This is a genomic window from Deltaproteobacteria bacterium, assembly GCA_016180855.1.
GTDB lineage: Bacteria > UBA10199 > UBA10199 > JACPAL01 > JACPAL01 > JACPAL01.
On sequence record JACPAL010000013.1, the window covers coordinates 12,266 to 30,712 of the forward strand.

At 49.2% G+C, this 18,447-nt stretch carries 14 protein-coding genes; 12 read left to right on the forward strand and 2 right to left on the reverse strand.

Going from position 1 to position 18,447, the window contains the following annotated elements:
• Nucleotides 1-9: 9 nt before the first annotated feature.
• From HYT77_07090 to HYT77_07120, 7 genes are all read left to right on the forward strand, one after another.
• On the forward strand, nucleotides 10-870 hold the full coding sequence (locus HYT77_07090; GenBank protein ID MBI2067760.1) for an AAA family ATPase: 861 nt from the start codon (nucleotides 10-12) through the stop codon (nucleotides 868-870).
• Between the two features lies 1 nt (nucleotide 871).
• Nucleotides 872-1,591, forward strand: coding sequence for a tetratricopeptide repeat protein (locus HYT77_07095; protein MBI2067761.1), 720 nt, complete (start codon nucleotides 872-874; stop codon nucleotides 1,589-1,591).
• A gap of 23 nt (nucleotides 1,592-1,614) precedes the next feature.
• Nucleotides 1,615-2,523: a pilus assembly protein PilM gene (gene pilM / locus HYT77_07100; protein ID MBI2067762.1), complete on the forward strand. Its 909-nt coding sequence runs from the start codon at nucleotides 1,615-1,617 to the stop codon at nucleotides 2,521-2,523.
• On the forward strand, nucleotides 2,520-3,089 hold the full coding sequence (locus HYT77_07105) for a PilN domain-containing protein (GenBank protein MBI2067763.1): 570 nt from the start codon (nucleotides 2,520-2,522) through the stop codon (nucleotides 3,087-3,089). Before pilM ends, HYT77_07105 begins: the two co-directional genes overlap by 4 nt.
• Entirely contained in the window at nucleotides 3,090-3,656 is a 567-nt protein-coding gene (locus tag HYT77_07110) for a hypothetical protein (GenBank protein ID MBI2067764.1), read from the forward strand.
• Nucleotides 3,653-5,209 (forward strand): hypothetical protein, encoded by a 1,557-nt coding sequence (locus tag HYT77_07115; GenBank protein ID MBI2067765.1) that lies wholly within the window; start codon nucleotides 3,653-3,655, stop codon nucleotides 5,207-5,209. Before HYT77_07110 ends, HYT77_07115 begins: the two co-directional genes overlap by 4 nt.
• A 65-nt stretch (nucleotides 5,210-5,274) precedes the next feature.
• On the forward strand, nucleotides 5,275-6,888 hold the full coding sequence (locus HYT77_07120; protein ID MBI2067766.1) for a transglycosylase SLT domain-containing protein: 1,614 nt from the start codon (nucleotides 5,275-5,277) through the stop codon (nucleotides 6,886-6,888).
• On the opposite strand, the gene HYT77_07125 is transcribed toward HYT77_07120, so the two are convergent.
• Complete coding sequence (locus HYT77_07125) at nucleotides 6,879-8,387, reverse strand: hypothetical protein (protein MBI2067767.1); 1,509 nt, start codon at nucleotides 8,385-8,387, stop codon at nucleotides 6,879-6,881. The two genes, HYT77_07120 and HYT77_07125, sit on opposite strands and share 10 nt — an antisense overlap.
• Before the next feature lie 331 nt (nucleotides 8,388-8,718).
• Here HYT77_07125 and HYT77_07130 point away from each other — a divergent pair, with 331 nt between their 5' ends.
• The 5 genes from HYT77_07130 to HYT77_07150 all read left to right on the forward strand — a co-directional run bounded on the left by HYT77_07130 (nucleotide 8,719) and on the right by HYT77_07150 (nucleotide 17,266).
• Entirely contained in the window at nucleotides 8,719-10,299 is a 1,581-nt protein-coding gene (locus HYT77_07130) for a hypothetical protein (GenBank protein MBI2067768.1), read from the forward strand.
• Nucleotides 10,296-11,600 carry a hypothetical protein gene (locus HYT77_07135; protein MBI2067769.1) on the forward strand — a complete coding sequence of 435 codons (1,305 nt, stop codon included), beginning with the start codon at nucleotides 10,296-10,298 and terminating at the stop codon, nucleotides 11,598-11,600. The genes HYT77_07130 and HYT77_07135 overlap by 4 nt, the downstream gene beginning before the upstream one ends.
• A 113-nt stretch (nucleotides 11,601-11,713) precedes the next feature.
• Entirely contained in the window at nucleotides 11,714-12,823 is a 1,110-nt protein-coding gene (locus HYT77_07140) for a hypothetical protein (GenBank protein MBI2067770.1), read from the forward strand.
• Nucleotides 12,824-12,869: 46 nt separating this feature from the next.
• Nucleotides 12,870-14,399 carry a hypothetical protein gene (locus HYT77_07145; GenBank protein MBI2067771.1) on the forward strand — a complete coding sequence of 510 codons (1,530 nt, stop codon included), beginning with the start codon at nucleotides 12,870-12,872 and terminating at the stop codon, nucleotides 14,397-14,399.
• 104 nt (nucleotides 14,400-14,503) lie between these two features.
• Nucleotides 14,504-17,266: a hypothetical protein gene (locus HYT77_07150; GenBank protein ID MBI2067772.1), complete on the forward strand. Its 2,763-nt coding sequence runs from the start codon at nucleotides 14,504-14,506 to the stop codon at nucleotides 17,264-17,266.
• Here the strand turns inward: HYT77_07150 and HYT77_07155 are convergent.
• Complete coding sequence (locus HYT77_07155; GenBank protein MBI2067773.1) at nucleotides 17,263-18,411, reverse strand: deoxyguanosinetriphosphate triphosphohydrolase; 1,149 nt, start codon at nucleotides 18,409-18,411, stop codon at nucleotides 17,263-17,265. The two genes, HYT77_07150 and HYT77_07155, sit on opposite strands and share 4 nt — an antisense overlap.
• Nucleotides 18,412-18,447 lie beyond the last annotated feature (36 nt).

Here is an 18,447-nt window from a genome sequence, read left to right on the forward strand (position 1 = left end):
GGGGGGGGTGTGTATCTCGATTTCTTTTCTTTTTCGGAAAGGCCGTTTGATGTTACTCCCGACACGCGCTTTCTCTATCCCTCTCCTCAGCATGAGGCGGCGATTGAGACCCTTCGATACGGGATAAGAGAGCGGCGTGGTTTCATGGTCTTGACCGGTGAAGTAGGGACCGGCAAGACGACCTCCATTCGTCAGTTATTAAACAGTATGGAAGAGAAGGTCGAGACGGCCCTCATCATCAACCCCCTCATCTCGACCCTGGAGCTTCTACAGTCGATTACCCGTGATTTTGGACTCGATACGGGATCGGCGGTCTCTATTCAGGAACAGATCGGCCTCCTCAATCATTTTTTACTTGAGACAGATCGAAAGGGGAAAATTGCGGCGGTCATTATTGATGAGGCCCAGAACCTCTCTCTAGAGGCACTTGAGATGGTTCGTCTCCTCTCAAATCTGGAGACGGAGACACACAAGCTTCTTCAGATCATCCTGGTTGGCCAGCCTGAGTTGGATTCAAAATTGAATCAGGAGGCATTGCGGCAGCTTCGCCAAAGAATCCAGATCCGCTACTTTTTAGGCCCCTTAAGCCGATCTGAGACACAAGCCTATATCTTGCATCGTATCAGAAAGGCATCTCCCAAGTGCTGTCTTGTCTTTAATCCGGAGGCACTCGAAAGAATTCATAACTACACTTCCGGCATTCCCCGGCTCATCAACACACTGTGCGAGCTGACCCTTTTAGCAGCTTACACGCGGGAGACCCATATGATCACCAAAAAAATTGTGGAGATCGCTTTCCATGAATTGAACGATAAATCCTGGGTTAAGCCTCACGGAAAACTGATTTCCATGATCAGGGGGAGATTTTAGTATGTCTTTATTACACCAGGCGTTGAAGAAGGCGGAGATGGAAAAGGAGGGGGGAAAGGGTATTGAGGGAGAGGCGTTTGTCGATAGCCCGGAGTCCCCATCGAAGATCGGAAAAAGGGTTATTGTTTTGATGGCGTTGGTCCTGATCGGACTTGGCTATCTTGTCTACCTCCGATGGTTCTCGGAAAAAGTGCCATCCGTTGTTTCAGTCCCTCCTTCTCTGAACACGCCTCTTGGCATTGGAAGTGCGACAAGCCTTCCCCGCCTGATTCAGGAATCCGATCTCCATCTCAAACAGGGGGAATGGGAAAAGGCGAGGCAGATTTTAGAAAAATGGGTGGTACTTGATCCACAGAACCCGGAGGCTTACAACAATCTGGGCCTTGCCCTGAAAAAACTGGGGCAAAAAAACAGGGCCTACCAGCAGTACCAGAAAGCCTTGGCGTTACGCAGAGACTATCCGGAGGCGCTCAACAATCTGGGAGCGCTTTATTTGAGTGATGCAAAACTGATCGAGGCCGAGATCAACTTCAAAAGGGCAGTGGATATTCGTCAAGATTACGCCGAGCCCTATTTTCACCTGGCATTGATTGCCGAAGCTCAGGGGAAGAAGGGTGTGGCCAAAGGGTATTACCAGAAGTTTCTTGGACTCTCCCCGCAGGTTGATCCAAAGTTAATGATTGAGATTCGGGAGAGAATTGAATCTTTACCCGCGAGCTGACAGGAGTAACAATCGGTTGAATTATGGTGGATTTTCTTTTGCAGCTTAAATCCTGTTTTTGGGACCGCTTTCGGAACTCGGTCATTCTCGGTCTCGACCTTGATTCAACCGGAGGCAGGATGGTCCGTGTGACAGGCAAGGGAGATCTCGTTCATGTGACCCATTGGCAGTACCCTGAAGTTATTGACGGTGGGGATCAAAACTCTCTGGAACGGTTTCGCGAGTGGATTCAGAAGGAAGGTCTGTCTGGAATGCCTGTTGCCTGCAGTCTGAATGACAACAGCCTCAAGATTCGGCGGGCTGACCTTCCCAAGATGCCGGATTTTGACTTAAAGGAGGCGGTGAAGTGGCAGTTACGCGACCTGGTAGAGGATTCGATCGATCACTACGTGGTTCGTTATACGGTTCTTGAGGAATATTCAGTCAATGAGGCAGATCGGTTGGCCCTTCTTGTCTATGCCGTGAAAAAGGAAGCCGTCACGCGGCTTGGTGATCTCTTAAAAAAACTTTCTCTGAAACCTGTATTGATTGAGCCGACACCGGTTGCCATTCTCGCCTCTTTGGATCGCTTCATGAAATGGGAACCGGGTGTCTTTTACGGGATTCTTAATTGGGGAAATGGGCCGGCCGGTTTTTATGTTGTCTCCGAGGAGAAGCTTTACTTCTCACGTCCGATCCAGGAGACGGAGGGAAATATCGCTGTGGAGGTCCAGAGATCTCTCGATGCCTTTTCCCTTGTCTTCAAGGAGAAGAAAGTTGAAACTCTCCTGCTCTGTGGAGGGAGCGGAGCCAAACCGGGACTCGTTGATGAGCTTTCGAAAAATTTGGGGATGTCCGTTGCTTGTCTGAATCCCTTTCAGGGTTGGGAGATTGCTGATGAGGCCCCATGCCGCTATGCGACGGCAACCGGACTTGCCCTTTATCGACCATGATGCAACGGATCAATTTTTTGGAGAGACAGTGGGTTGTCTGGAACTACCGGCTTCTTGCCTGGGCGGGGGTAGTTTGGGGGGCTCTTTTTGGTGTGATCATTGGCTATCACGGTTTGACGCTCATGTTGTTGGATCATGAGATCTCCTCCGTTGTCAGCGAGGTTAACCAGCTCAGGGAACAAAAAGAGGAGGTTTTGGCCCAAGTGGAAAAAGGATCCGGGACGATGGCGGGAGGAGTCGAACATCTTCGGAGCCTCTTTCAACGGTCGCCTCGTTGGTCTTTTATTTTGGAAGAGGTGGCCAAGCTCATTCCATCGGATAGCTGGCTTGTTAGTATCAAGTCGTATGTCCGGTCGGAAGATGCGATGAGTCGTGGTCTCCTCCTATCGGGGGAGGCGGACGACCTGCAATCGGTCTCCGGATTTCTGAAGGAACTCGCAAGGTCGAGATATTTTACGAGACCTGTTTTGACCGATTCCAAGGAGGAAAAGAGGGGGAACGGGCGTCTTTTCATCTATACCATTGACGCCCGTGTTACTGTTCCCGAAGAGTGGGGAGGATTTTAAATGGAATGGAATGACACCCCCCCCCAGCGGGAGGGAATTCTCTTTCTTGCGGTATTGACGACTCTTTTTCTCTTCTTGATCCAGTTTCATTTTTCGCTAAAATCGGGAAGTCAGGCAACGCGCCGTGCTCGTCTGGAGGCCTTGATTATAGAGAGAGATGCCCTGGCGAAATTTCTGAAGAACACGCCCCGTATTCCCAAGGTTCGACCGGCCGATTCTTTGGAGGAGTCGAAACTAAAGGCGTTCAAAGAACAAGGGGCGCCTTATCAGGATCTCCCCTCCCTTTTATCGCATCTGACAACTCCTGCTTTTCTCAAAGGGACCCGTCTAGAGGGGTTTTCATTTCAGCCAGAAAAGATAGATCAGAAAATTGTCCAGACCGATTTTATCCTCCAGGCCAGCGGGACCTTTGGGGGGGTTGTTCAGTATCTTCGGCAGCTTGAAACATTCCCGGCGCTCTTCCAGGTGGCCGATATTATTTTGAGTCGTTCCGAGGAGCGTGGAGGCGGAATTAAAGGAGAAATTTCCTGCCGATTTTATCGTATTATAAAGGAGCCCCCCGGATGAAACGATACAGTTTACTCATCCTTCTTCTTTTTTCTCTCTCCTTGGAGGCGGCTCCTTTTTCGGATCTTGCCCGTGAGGAATTTCAGAGGGGGCCTCAGTTTCTTTCCCCCGTTCCCCGAAGTCCTTTTCAGCCGGGGCAGAGTGATCTTGGGGCATTCGAGATAGATACTGTTGTCGTGCAGGGGGTTGTTTGGGGCGAAAAAATTCGGATGGCCCTTCTCTCCGACTTTGTGGTGAACGTGGGAGACAAACTCGGGAGCTATCTCATCAAGGAGATCTCCCAGGATGGGGTGATCCTCTCCTACGGAGGGATTGAATATCCCCTTAAGCTACCTCATCTCGTCAAAACTGAAAAAGGGATCCCGCGTCTTTTTCATGTGGAATTTCAAAACGCGGCATTGAGAGATGCCTTAAGCCTGCTTTCCCGTGCCGCCGACCTGAATCTCATCGCGCCGGAGGGACTCCTAGGGCAGGTAACGGTCAGTTTTCATGATGTCGATCTCATTCAGGCGATCCGCTCCATTTTACGCGTGAATGGGTACGAGTATGCGATTGAGTCGGGCATTATCCGGGTCGGACGACCGGATGATTTTGCCGGTGGCACGGATCTCTTGACGACCAATTTCCGCCTGAAATTTGCCACTGCAAAGAACCTTGTCGACTCGGTCAAACCTCTTTTATCGGATCGTGGACAGGTGATTGCGGATGAAAGAAGCAACACGTTGACGGTAAAAGATCGTGATGCGGTCATTGCCAGCATTCGGGAAATGATTGAGGTCATTGACCGAAGAGACCAGCAGGTTCGGATTGAGGCGAGGATTGTTGATGCGACCCGGGATTTTTCGCGAGCGCTCGGCATCCGATGGGGATTGAAAGATCAGGGTGGGGACTTCAAGGTGAGCGGGACAAAAGATGTCGGAAAAAGTGCAGATACGGATACGGCCCTCAATGTCAATCTGGGGACTGCCAGTCCGACTTCCGGTATCGGTTTTATTATTGGTAATGTGGCGGGGCTTGATATTGAGTCCCAGATCACCGCAGCGGAACAAAAAGGGGACGTAAAAATTTTATCCCAACCGGCGGTGACCACCCTGAACAATATGCCGGCAAAGATCCGGAGCGGCACCAAGATTTATGTCAAGTCGACCTCGACGATCAGTCTGGGAACGTCGGGGGGCACCTCGGCTTCAGGTGACACCGGGGGACTTCAGCAGATCGATACTGGTATTGAGCTCACGGTGACGCCTCAAATTTCGGTCGATGATTTTATCAAGATGAAGATTGATGCGACGCAGAGCGAGGCTGATTTCTCGCGAACCGTTGACGGAATTCCGGCGGTCGTTGACAGTACCGCTTCAACTACTGTTCTCTTGGGGAACGGGGCGACAACGGTGATCGGGGGGCTCTACCGCGTTCGGACCTCCAATCAGGTTCGTGGTGTTCCCGGCCTGCACAAGGTGCCGGTTGTTGGCTACTTTTTCAGGCATAAATCGAGGACCAAGACCGATACGGAATTGATGATTTTTATTACACCTAAGATTGTAAAATCTTGATTACACGTATCCTTTCTATTCTGACGGTTTTAATATCGTTGCCAGTGTCCGCCGAAATCGATTCGTTGGTTAAAAAAGAATTTCGAACGGCCTACCGTCTTACCCAAAAGGGACGGCATGAGGAAGCGACTCGGCATTTCGAAAAGATTCAAGAGGCTCCGGTTGCCTTTCGTGATTATATTCTTTTCCACTTGGGGAAAAGTCTGCTTGAGGAGAAACGGTGTGGACGGGCCCGCGAGGTCTTTGACACCCTTCTTCGTGATTATCCGGACAGCCGGTGGAGCCGTTTTGCCGCCTTCCAGGTCGGGCAGGAGGAAAAATGTCCTCCACTCGTGGAGTTTTTGAAAGAGGTGGCTGCCTTTCAATGCGAATATCTTCCCGGAGAGAGGGGACAGGCCGACTGTTTCTTCGAGTCGAAGCGATATTTCGAATCCAAGGAGCTTTATCGGGCCTTGGCCGAGAAAGCCGTTGGGGAAGAGAGATTGACTCTTCTAAAGCGATACGCCAGTTCAGCTTCCCGGAGTCAGGATTATGAGACGGCGATTGCCGTGGGTGAGAGGATTCGGTCGGAATTTTCGGACAGTCACGTTCAGTGGGAGACGCTAAAGAAACTCGCTTATCTCCATGAAATGAAGGGGGAGCCGGACAGGGCGGTCGAGGCGATTGAACAGCTACAGACCTCCGATCTTTCTGTGGAGGAGAGGTCTTTCTATCAGGAGAGACTCGCCTGGAATCTTTATCGACAAGGTCACTTTGAGAGGGCGTTGAACGTCTTTGATGGTCATCTGCGTGAGAACGATTCTTCCTTCAGCCTTTATTGGCGAGGTCGATCCCTCGAGCATTTGAAAAAGAAGGATGAGGCAAAGGAAAACTTTAAAGAACTGGTTCTCCGTCATCCCAGAAGCTATTATGCCGTTCGTGCGTTGGAACACCTTTCCTCTTCGTTTGAAAAAAAAGCGTTCCGGGAGTGGTGGTCTCCCCGGCGGTATCGTATCCGGTGGCACAAGGAGACCTTCTCTATGGGGCTGTCGACTCTTCTGCAGCGGATTGAAGAACTTTATGCGGTGGGACTCGAGGAAGATGCCCAGATAGAGGGAAGACGGTTGCGGGCGGTGTCTGGGATGATTCTCCCTTTTGAGCCTAAAAGAATACGAAGAAAAAAAGAGGGGTATTCCTTTAAGGTTTATACCTTGAAGAATGAAACCCTTGATTACCCGCTTCCGTACGGGAAGTTTCTCTTCAAGAGGGCCGATGAGTTTGACCTGGATGTTGATCCTCTGTTCTTATATGCGATGATGCGTCAGGAGAGTCATTATCGGGAGGATGTTGTTTCACCGGCCGGAGCGATCGGTCTTCTTCAGATTATGCCGGCGACAGGGCGACGTCTCGCAAAAGAGGCTGACTGGAGCGATTATCGCCCTGACTGGCTTTATGATCCCTTGACCAATATTGAACTTTCCCTCCACTATGTAGGAACACTTTCTCGGCGGTTTTATGAAAAGTGGTATCTAATCGCCGCTGCCTACAATGCTGGTGAAAAAGTGATTGAGAGATGGCTCCCCTATCGGAAGGAGAGTGAGGAGGAAGAGCTTATTGAGATGATCCCTTATGATGAGACGAGGGATTATGTGAAGAAGATCTACCGGAACTACAAGGCCTACCGCTGGATCTATAAGTGATTTGAAAAGAGCTGTCGGCGGGCCTGTATCAAATTGGGCCGTTGATTTCCCTGCTTAGATTGGTGGAGCGCTTCGTTGATTTTTATTATGGAGTCTTCCTGAAACGCCTTCGCGTCAAATCGCGCGCGGGAATCTTTTGCAAAAAAAAGTTCATAGGCGAGAAAGAGACGGGGGTGTTTTTGCATGAGCTCTTCTCTCGTTTTAAAGCCATGGTTGGTATCGGTAACGTAATATCCTTTTTTTAGGACATCCTCTTTCGTCTGAAAATAAGCGACCAGCGTTTCGGCTGAAAATTCATCCGGATCACTTCCCGCATAGGCCGAAACGGTGTTTTGATAGTTATAGAGATCTCCCTCCCCTTTCTCTCGAAGACGACGAAATTCTGTTGAAATGAGTCCCTGTCGGTTGGCATTAAAAAAACGCAATTGGTCCCAGGCTAAGAAAAGGACTCCCAGGGTGACAACGGCCAGAAGGCCGTATCGGGTCTTTGGAAATTTTCTGAGGACGTGAACACCAAGGACGAGCGAGGCGATCGCACTTCCCCCCGCCAGGACATCAACGAGAACTTGCGCTAACGTTCGTGGCAGGAAGGTGTCGTAGAGATTGTGGGTCTCCCATCGGGATTCCAGGGCATGCCGACTCACTTTATTCCAGAGATCAAAACTCAAGGAATCGGGGGAGATTCGGTCAAAGGTGGCGTGGTAGAATTCGTGATGAAAGTGGGAGGTTGCCTCCGGCGTTGGTCGATCGACCAGAAGGTTATCCGGGAAATACAGGATCTTTGTGTAACGGGAATAGGCGGCTCGCCTGACGGTGTGGCTTTCAACCTCTGCAAGTTGGGCCAACTCCGCTGGGGAGACAATGGCGATTGCCAGTGGATCGGTCGCGTGGGTCTTTTGGAAATACTCCTGAACCTCCTCCGGAAGGGTTTGGAGGTAGTACTTAAGTCTAGTTATTTGATCGTCCCAGAGGGGTCTTTGGCTGATGACGGAAATACGAAAATTGCCCATTAATACCATTTCTCGTTTGTTGTAGTCTTTGATTTCGAGGAGATCGATCGGTTTTACAGTGGCGGGCAGTGTGGGGAGTTTCTCCTCCGTTGTGAGCGGACATCCAAATGGCAGGCTTTTTTGGTAATGCCCCGCCAAGGCGGCCTGAATGAATCGTTCATAGTTCTCAAAGAGGACATGCCTCGCGAAAAGAGAGGCTTCTGCTTGCGGAGCCTGGTGAATGAACTGATTGGTCTGTTCTGTGGCATGATCAAGGGCATACAAAAAGCTGATTGGCCACTTGTCGATCGGTACCGTCTGGTTACCCTCCAGGACAAGAACCGATTGGGCAGGGTTTCGGTGAAGCAGGAGCGTCGCATAGGGGGATGCATCAGAGGTATGTTGATAATCGATGCGCAGTCCCTGGGGGCCAATGAGCGGTGGTTTCTGAAGAACCGGATCGGGAGTTTCAAAATGACAAGATGGATAAGTTCGAGTAATTGTCCCCACGCAAGAAGGCCATCGACACCGCGTATGAAAAGGTTTCCTGTAGTTTTCTTAGTACTTCGACTCGTAATTACCATGACGTATCTGAAAAGCCAAAAAAACCAATGAAATTACTCGCTCAGCACTAGTCCTGAGTGAATAAATTCGTCACCGAATTTATGAATCGAAGTACTTAGATAAGCGTATTATCAAAGTGATAGGTATTATCATTTTGAGAGAAGGCCTGTTTTAGGGGAAACTTACAACTAATTGTAATTACTAATATTTTTTAAATAACAGTTGAAGATTTTGGCCTTTAAATTGCATTAAAAAGCATCAAACCAGAGGGGGATCTATGAAAAGAACATTTGGAACGGCCTTGCTCGTCCTCATCGGGGTTCTCATTCAACCAGAACAGGCAATGACCTGCGGTTATGACTATCACCTCTTACATCACCTGACGACTCGAGAGGTCATTTCTGTCACCTCTGTTGAATTGGTGAGTGATCAGGGGGGAGTCAAAACCTATAGGGCGAAAGTTACTGATGTTCTACAGGGTTCCCTCAAGAAAAATGAGGTGATCAAGCTCCTCTGCTCAGACCCCATGAATAAAAAAGGATGTGAGGTTAAACGAAGGAAGTCTCCCTTTATTTTTGTACAGAGAACATCGAAGATCCTCCCGAGAAAGACCGCTTCAAAAGAAAAGGGAAAGGTCGCGAAAGAGGTTCTTTATCAGTTTCATCCGAGTGATGGGGTTGCCCTTAAGGCCGAGGATAAAAATGATCTCCTCAAATTTTTGAAGGCAGCAAAGAAACCCGCAACCGTTTGGAATCAGGTCGGTGGAACTCGTAATTCTTACATCAAGGCCTCTGTCTGTTCTCTGATTGCAGAGAAGGAACCGGGAAATCCTGTCTTGCCGACCTGTCTGTCCCAGGTCCTGGCGACAGACAAGACCGTCGACAAAGATGCCGTTTTAAGGGTTTTGGCCCAGTCGTCTTCAAAATTGAAAAGGAATGCAGGGCCCCTATGTGATGTGGTGAAGGGGAGCTTCAATCAATCTCAGCCGAATATTTTAAATGAAGTAGAACTGACCCTTCGGACCCAACTCTCCTGTTCCGGTAACGCTAACTGGCTTTTGAGTGAACTCCAGAAGTCTGAAAATGAATTTGTCACGATGTTGGTTCCTTATCACCTTGCCTTCACACGGGATGCCGCTGCAGTGAAAAAGGGGGTCGAGTTCTTCGAGAAAAATCCGCGGAAGCTCACAACGGTTATTCTCGATCAGATCGCCTATGCCCTATTCATGACGAATCAATGCGACCTCATGGATCAATATATCGAAAAGGGTCAAAAACATCTCATGGGTTTATCACGATTTCTCCCGGCTCATTACCTCGAAGGGTATGCTGAAAACCCTGACTGGGATTCGATCGCTCAACATTATACCCGATGCAAGGGGCATCAACCGGGCAAGGCCAAGCAGCTCATTTCACTGTTGGCGGATTCACCTCACGATTGGCCCTTCCCAACGAAAGGGGGAAAGGTCAGTTTTCAGATCCAGCAGCAGGCCGTTACGGCGCTTGAGATGCAGATTTACAAAAAAATGATCACGCCGTCAGAAGAGGGTCTCAAGGAGGCGATGATGCATCAACTCCAGAGTGGTGATCCTCAGGTGGTCCCCGAGGTGATGCACTTTTTGAAGAGATACTATTCAAGCCCTGAGATCGACTCTCAGATCATGCAGGTTGCGATGAGGCCCGATGCCCAGAAATATTGGCAGAGCCATGCGATCATGGCATTTATGGAATCAAAACAGAAGGAGAAGGTGATTCAGATCGGTCAGGGAAGTCGGTTCCAACAGATCAAAAAGGTGGGAGAACTGCTTCAAAAGGGAGAGGGCGCTACAACCTCCACAAAGAAACAGGGGAAATTATGACAAGAGATTTTAACTCTCTTCTAAGGTTCGTAATCATTCCGGTCCTTCTCGTATCACACTTCGGCTGTACATCGATCGCTTTAATCAATCGTCCGTCACAAGAGGATCTTTTAACAACTGAAGACTCGGTAACCGCCAGTGGCTTTCTATTTAATTTTAATTCTGACGGGGAGTTTGAAGGTATTGGGGCAAGGGAAGAACTCTCGTGCCTCTCGACCTTTTATCGGGATGGCTATGAAGACTATCTCGATTTAGGAACAGTCGAGTACCCTTATGCGACTATGTCCGATGAGACCGGTTTTTTCGAGATGGAGCTTGGGCTTTCCGGTGCCGGTGTCGCGCAATACGGACTCTATGAACTTTACTGTTCTCCCCTCTTGTTTCCCTCTTATTCTCGATTGCTCACCTATCGACCCGACCTTGCGTCGGCGGCGGCGCCAACTCAGAAGATCTATGTCGAATGGAACCCTCCGAGCTGGAGTGGTGATGGTGGTACCGATGGATTCCTTGTCGATCTCGCACTAACTGAATTTTTTAACCAAACAATCGATCTTGTCGGAGCCGGTATTAACCGTTCGGAGTCGCTCGCCATGGCCGAACTTGCGAAGGTGGAGGCAGAACGTCAATTTATGGCAAAATATGCAGGCCTTCGGGTAGAGATGTGGGAGCCTCCTTCGGGTGAGGAGTGGACCGCCGGCGAAGGGGCTGCCGCCAATGTACAGGTCGTCAATATGGATGTCTGTTATAATTATGATGCTGCAGGTAATACCATTTCGAGTACCGATTCCTCTGGCTGTGATGTCAATATCCCAAATGCCCTCGGATATTGTTACGAAGACTGGTTAAATTCGGATCCAAGTGACGATGCCTGTGAGATCCTGATTCCGGCGATCGGGTCAAATATTATCGACCTGTATCAAGACTCAGATCATTTCAGTCCAGATGAATCGATCAGTGAGAGAATTGGTGATGTGGGGAGATTCATCAGTCGTACAATGGCACATGAGATCGGCCATCAGTTAGGGTTGGTGAATTATGAATATCTCTACGGGAATGTCATACGCGATGACGATGGAAATCTGACGGGAGATTCTTCGCACAATCCGTACGAACCGGCCGTTGTCGCCGCCAAGAGGAATCTACCCCGTGTCATCATGCGCTCGGTGCAGGCACCTTGGGTTTGGGGTCTTGGGATAGAAGATTGCTTTACCAGAACACCAAGGCTTCCCGGTTTTCCAGTAGAGCGATGCCCCGCCCGTTTTAATTCATTTAACAGACAGTATTTAGAGAAGATCCAGTGAGCAGGAAATTATATTTACTCTCTGTTTTATTGATTTTCAAAACAGGTTGTCCCACAACCTGTGTTGTTCAACCCAATTTGGATGATGAACTGACAAGGGCAGATTCATTTAGAATGACAGGTCTTCTTCTGGACGTTGTGGAAGAATCGTCCGAACCTCTACCCGATACGACTATGCCATGTAATTATAGTTACTACGGGGAGACTCATGAGGATTATCTGGGAGGTGGTGTTGTTGATTTAGGGTGCGATCTTCGGTCAGGCACAGCCGGGATTTTTAGCGCTGATTTTGAGATGTCTTTACCAGGGCTTTACCGATTTTATTTTGAGCCGCCTCTCATTGATACGCGTCATCATTTGGTGACCTCACGACCTGATCTTCATTCTTCCAGCGATCAGTGGATCTATTTAGACTGGGATTATGAGGGAGATATTACGGGACCCCACTTTGAGGATTTCTTTTTACAGACATTGGATTTGAGCCGATTTGATGATCCGGAAGAAATGGCTGCCGTCGGCGTTGAAATGGCCAAGATCGAGATAGAACGGGTCATTCAGGAATATTTTCATGGGTTAAGGATCTATTTTTGGGAACCGTCGCGATCGGGAGAAACGCCAGGGGCCGACGTTCAAATTGTTCAGATTGAGTCGTGTGGAGGGGGGACGACAGAGGAGGACTGCGCGCTTTATCCTGCTGGGAGTGGTACCATTGATTACTTGAATGACAATCTGGTTGATGGTTTTGAAGATGATTTCCCTGCGTATACCGATAGCGAAACTCCTTGTCACATTTATCTATCAAGTATAATTGATTTGGTTTCTATTTATTCAAGGAATTTCTTCTTCAGTCCCGAGGAATCGCTATCAACCAGGGCAACGGATATCGCACGAAGGATAGCGGGTACGGCTTCACATGAGATTGGGCATTCCCTTGGACTCGTTGATTATCGATTATTCAGTTCCTATCCCACAGACTTTCAAATTCGACGTGCTGGATCCCGCTATGGAATCGGTCATACCCCTATGGAGCCCCCCTTTGTGGCAGCAGTTCGCTATATCCCTAAAGAAATTATGAGTAACCGAGGGGGTGGTTTTGGGGGAGATCTCGATGACTGTAGCTCTCGTTCTCGAGAGTCAAGAGATCTTGATGAGCCGATTGAGAGATGCCCATCGCGGTGGAATCTGTTTAATCATCAATACCTTCGCGAGATTCTCTCCTGGTGAATAAAACAACAACAGTTTCCGATTTTGGCCGATAACCCTAGAGGTTATGTTAGGAATTTCTGCACGATCGATCGTTCGTCTCTTAGGGGCTGCCGTCGGCGTGGGTGCCACGGCTGCCTGCAGTTTACGTGAGGAAAGCCTGAGCGATCACCCCTGTTACGACCCGGACTACAGAAGCCGTTACTTACCAGCAAATCGTCCCCTTCGATTTCCACTGGTCATACACCATTTGCTTCGTGCCAATCACTCGGGACATTCCTCTCGGGCAGCGATTGATGACCGTCTTGAGGCATTGAGACAGGCGTTTGAGCCGGCAGGCATCCAGATCTATCTCCATCAGGAGTCTGATATTCCGATAGGAGACGATTCACTCAATCAGCTTACCCAAGGTGCGATTAATCTCTTTATTGTCGAATCCGGAGAGGATCAGGTAACCCCCTTTGATCCTGCTATCACGTTATCTCCAGAGAGCGATCCTGTCGACTGGGTTCATGCGTTCGCCCGTTATTTTGGACTTACTTATGATCGTGAGGATGAAAAAATAGAGATGGGGGTTTATGATCTGCAAGATCCTTTGAATCAGGATGAGAAAGAGACGCTTCAATGTCTTCTATCGGAAGAGGTTGCCCCTCATCTCAATCCAAACCTCACTGAGGAAGAGCGCCCTCGTATAGAGAGTTTAACGGTAGGGTGTGATGACGATCCTGAAACCCTGGGTTCTATCCAGGAGGCGGTGGATCAGATCTCATGGGGAGGGGAGATTGTCGTTTGCCGTGGTGGTTACTTTGAAAGTCTCAATATTCACGGAGGATCTTTTACGTTGGCGGCTAATATCTCTCGACCAGGGACCATCGACCCTGTTTTTATTAATCCGATAGAGGGAGAGAGGGCTTTGGCAATAAGTGCGGGTGCGAATGTGACCGTTGGAAATATCGGCTTTGCCCATGGAGAAGCGGATGAAGGGGGCGTTGTTCGTGTACAGGATAGTCAGCTTCATTTATATGATTCCCAAATAGGGGGTGGAACAGCCGTTCGTGGAGGAGGACTTGCTTGTTTCAACAGTCTTTGCCGTCTTGAGAGGCGGGAGCAGGCGATGTTTATCTCTGTTTGTGAGGCAAGCGAAAAGGGGGCCGCGGTTTTTTTAAGCCACTCCCTGTTTACCACTTATGAAACACTCATGGATGAGGATCTTGTTGAAGGGGGGAAGGGGGCAGGGATCTACGCGGAAAGAGGTTCTGTTATCGAGGGGGTCAATACCCATCTCTTCAATATGAGGGCGGGTCGCGGGACTGCCTTATACCTCGAAGATTCAGTTGCCTTTTTACGGGGTGATTCCTCAATCTCAGCAACCTTTGCCATGGAAGAGAGTTCGGGGGCCGTTGAACTCGTTAGCGGTGATGGCGAAAGTACGTTGATGATCGAACCTCCATTCTCATGGAATCAGTTTGGAACATCTCGCGGGAGGTCGATAAGAAACAACCCTGCGGATGTCGTCATTCGCGGTGGAGGGACCTACTCGGGGCTCTCCAACAATCAAGTACTGTTCTGTTCGACAGAATCCGGTGTTTGTGAATAGGGCGACGATAATTGTTTTTTTCTTTAAAATATTCTGCAACTTTTAAAGAACATCCACGATAATAGCAGTGTCAATAGAGTCTTTGGGGGCGAGGAGAACTCGCCGTGGCAGACGCGACCCGTATCTTAATACAGGGTCCCGGGGGGGCGGGAGAGGTAATCCAGGGGGAAATTCAGTATATTCCCCAAGAAGATCCCCAAAAAATCAAACAGACACTTGAGCAAGAAGGTTCTCCCTTCTCCGACTACTTTCTCTTTCAAGGAGAGAAAAAAGGGGTCTATGTTGTTCAAGCGGACGCGACACACTTCTCCTTACTAGGCAAGCAGCTTAAAGATTATAAGATCCAACTCCCTTTTCAGGAGGAGCTTTCGGAGACCGACCCAGAGGGAGCTCCGGTTCTTTCCCGAGAGATTACCTTGAAAGAGGTGATTGATAACGAAGGGATGGTTCAAATTGAGAATTGTGAGGTCAAGCTCGACTCAAAAAATCCGCTACCCCATGAACAGTTTTTAGCTGGGCGACTCAAAGATTACTTTCTAGGAGTCATTAAAGAGAAGAAGGAAGAGGGTTTTGACCAACCAGAGATCGCCCAGGCGATTCAGAAGATACGTTTTCTCACGGATAGTCTCGCAGGACAGGTCAGTCTCAACCTCGAAAAGATTCACGACTCAAAAAAATATCGTCTAAAAATTGCCGTGAGAGGAGCCCCTTTGGGAATTCATTTTGATGGGCTCCCTGTCAATATTGTGGATGAAGCGGGCCATTTTCTCGGCCCCCGGATGGCAGCCCATTTGAAGAGGCACCCTCTTGTCGTTGAATTTAATCGAGGTGCGATGAATGATAGTTTCCAAGATGATTCCCTCGAAGATCCCGTCTTGGATCATAGCTTAAATCACCTTTCCTGGCATTATCCCGATAGGGCTCCGACCCAAACTGAGTTTACCTCGATTGGTCGTGGTCTGACCGAGCTCACGACCGATGTGGACCCCTTTTTGGCCCCTCGGCTTCTTCCTTATGAATTGATGCCGATTCCTCAGAGTCTCTTTCAGGAGTTTCAGCTCTGGCTTACAACAAGGTTGGAGCGAGAGGTCGGAAAATATGAGATCAATGTTCAGCCGGAGGCAAAAGACGGATTCTGGAGATTTCAGGTCATTGAGAAGCCATTTTCACAGATTCGCATTTTTGCAAAAGATGTTGAGGAGCTCCAAAAGATCGGCATTGATTTAAATGAGGAGAAAAAGGAACTTGATCGTGGGACCGGTGATTGGTCTCAAAGGCAGTGGAATCATTTCATCGAACGACTTCAAAAGAAGTATCGGGATGCCGGGTTCGAGTTCTTGCACGACCATCCTGAGTCGGCCGTTTCTTATGATCAAGGAAAGATCTATTGGCTACAGGTCAAACAGCTCCTCCCACTTCTGCCGGTCGAGAACATTCATCTTGTTGTTGCCGATTCCGATTTAAAGGGTCTCCCTGATAAGGCCTCTCTCGAAAAGGCCTTTTTTCAACAGAAGAAAAAGATCAATCGGCAAGAACTGCAAGAGGGGGCGATTCGATTAGGAGAGACATTTCGCAAGTCCGATTTTCTTCTCGCCTCATCTTATCCCGATAACAAGGAGAGTGGTACGGTTCCTGTTCAGCTTCATAATGAGGAGGCCCATCTTTCTCTTCGTATCGCTCGTTGCGGGCAATTCAGCCTGAGGGCAAAAGACGGGTTGCAGAAATCATCTCTAGAAGCGTTTCGAAAAGGAATCCAGTGGAAGAGGGGAGAGCCTTTTCGACCCAAGGAGTTTGAAAAAAAACTCATACGGATCCTTCAGCGGCTCGATCTGCAGTTAGATGGAGAGATTGAGTATTTTTATGAAGACGGCGTCCATCTTAATGTGACCATTCCGCTCAAGGCCCCACAGGCGGCCGCCATGGTAGGCGCGGGTATCGATATCGTTTCCGGGACACCGCTCGTTCAAGGCTCTCTCTCCGTTCCTCATCGCGTTCCGGGCACCTCGCGATCCAGCATACAACTTGTCTTGGGAGGAGCGACACAAGGGGTCAGTGCGAGTGCGACGAGTCTCCCGATCACCGAAGGGGGGACACGGGTTGTGGGAGGAATTAGCGCGGATAGACAGAGTTATTCTCATTCTGATGCCTCGACCCTTTCCATTGGGCCCTACGCCACATTTCTCATTCCATTAGGGAAGGAGGGAATTGCGAGTCCTTGGCAGCTTCACCTCCCGTTTCGGGCAAGGCATATACTTGAAAAGGGGCCGGATGGGAGTGAGTCCCACACGTTTTTAGGAACGGGTGCGGGCCTCTCTTATCTCGATGGCTCGCTGCTCACAAAAAACGACCTCCTCTCACTCTATCTGGGACAAGATATTGATGTGGAAAAAGACGGAGAGACGGCCGATACAACAACGAAAGGAAAGATAGGCTACCGGCATCCCGTTAATCTGTGGGGGATGTATTGGGAGTGGCAGGCGAATCTTTTCCACCGTGAAACTCTTATTGGTGAGAAACCGTCAATTTATCGCATGTACCAAGGCATGGATAGGCCAATCGACTTTTCCGCTGGTATGGATCGTGCGCCTTATAGGACCAACGCCCATCTGGGTGGATTTATTAAAAAACCGCTTGGACCGGTTACCCTCGTTGCCGGGGCCACATGGACAGGCTCAAATGAACTAACCTTTTCTGGAGATCCTGCTGGATGGCATCAGCGTATGGGGGTCGGAGTTGGTGTGGAGCTTAATTTCCTGGGCGGAGCGACGCTGACCGTTGGCTGGCCGATCATGGAAGATGGAAAGTTTCATACCCCCGATCCGGTTCCAAGAGTAGGATTTACGATCACCATTCCTCTCGATTTTTAGACTCGGGTCTCTGCATCAAACAATTTTTGATATTCTTCCTGGGCAAACCGATCGGTCATACCGGCGATGTAATCGCACACGACCCTTTCGATTGTCTCGTTAGCACCTCGTGCTTGAACATCGGGGGGGAGGATCTTTGGGTTTTTCAGATAGGTCTTGAAAAGATTTTCGATAATTCGCTGGGCCTTGTCGGCCATCCGCTCCACGCGATAATGTCGATACATCTTTTCGCGCAAGAATTTTTTGATCTCCCTGTTTTTTCTGTCAAATGATTCACTATAGGCAACCAGGCTCACCTTGCTCTCTCGCACCTCTTGTAACGATCTGACATCCGTCTGTTTAAGGTTTGTCTCGATCTGGTTTACGAGATCGGTAACGTAAGCGTTAATGATGTTGCGTATCGCCTGCCTTGTCTCAAGTTTGTCTCCAAGAAAGAGGCCTCGATCGCCCTTGAAGTATTCTTTCCAGAGCGTGATCTCTTTTAATTCGTCGTAGTTGAGAAGGCCCGACCGGATTCCGTCATCCAGGTCATGGTTCGTATAGGCAATCTCATCGGCCAGATTGACAATTTGTGCCTCGAGTGTCGGATGACCTTTCTTTTTGAAACTTGCTTGGGGGTTCGGCTGATCATAGGTCGTCATATGCTTGGCCAACCCCTCCCGGACCTCATAGGTCAGGTTTAAGCCCGGGAACTGCGGGTACCTCTTTTCCAGCAGGGTGACGATTCTTAGGCTTTGTCGATTGTGCTCGTAGCCGCCGCACTCTTTCATGAGACGATTCAAAACAACCTCGCCGGAATGTCCAAACGGGGTGTGACCTAAATCATGGGCCAGAATAATCGCCTCGGAAAGATCCTCGTTTAATCGAAGTGCTCTGGCGAGCGTTCGGGCGATTTGAGCCCCCTCAATGGAGTGAGTCAGGCGGGTTCGGTAATGATCCCCCTCATGATAAACAAAAACCTGTGTCTTGTACTCCAACCGCCGGAAGGCATTGGAATGGATGATCCGGTCCCGATCGCGTTGAAAAGCGGTTCGATAGGGATGTTCCTGCTCCGGATATTCTCGTCCCTCACTGTCACCACTCTTCATCGCATAAGGGGCTAAAAACTGCTGTTCAGACTGCTCGTACTCTTGGCGAGTTAACATGGGGATTTCTTTTTCTAGTGTAAAAGAATGAATTGG

Bases quoted from the DNA above. Each gene is read 5' to 3' on its own strand.
- HYT77_07110 (MBI2067764.1), top strand. From the start codon at position 3,090: ATGGAATGGAATGACACCCCCCCCCAGCGGGAGGGAATTCTCTTTCTT.
- HYT77_07140 (MBI2067770.1), top strand. From the start codon at position 11,714: ATGACAGGTCTTCTTCTGGACGTTGTGGAAGAATCGTCCGAACCTCTA.
- HYT77_07145 (MBI2067771.1), top strand. From the start codon at position 12,870: ATGTTAGGAATTTCTGCACGATCGATCGTTCGTCTCTTAGGGGCTGCC.
- HYT77_07105 (MBI2067763.1), top strand. From the start codon at position 2,520: ATGATGCAACGGATCAATTTTTTGGAGAGACAGTGGGTTGTCTGGAAC.
- HYT77_07135 (MBI2067769.1), top strand. From the start codon at position 10,296: ATGACAAGAGATTTTAACTCTCTTCTAAGGTTCGTAATCATTCCGGTC.
- HYT77_07130 (MBI2067768.1), top strand. From the start codon at position 8,719: ATGAAAAGAACATTTGGAACGGCCTTGCTCGTCCTCATCGGGGTTCTC.
- HYT77_07115 (MBI2067765.1), top strand. From the start codon at position 3,653: ATGAAACGATACAGTTTACTCATCCTTCTTCTTTTTTCTCTCTCCTTG.
- pilM (MBI2067762.1), top strand. From the start codon at position 1,615: ATGGTGGATTTTCTTTTGCAGCTTAAATCCTGTTTTTGGGACCGCTTT.
- HYT77_07155 (MBI2067773.1), bottom strand. From the start codon at position 18,411: ATGTTAACTCGCCAAGAGTACGAGCAGTCTGAACAGCAGTTTTTAGCC.
- HYT77_07095 (MBI2067761.1), top strand. From the start codon at position 872: ATGTCTTTATTACACCAGGCGTTGAAGAAGGCGGAGATGGAAAAGGAG.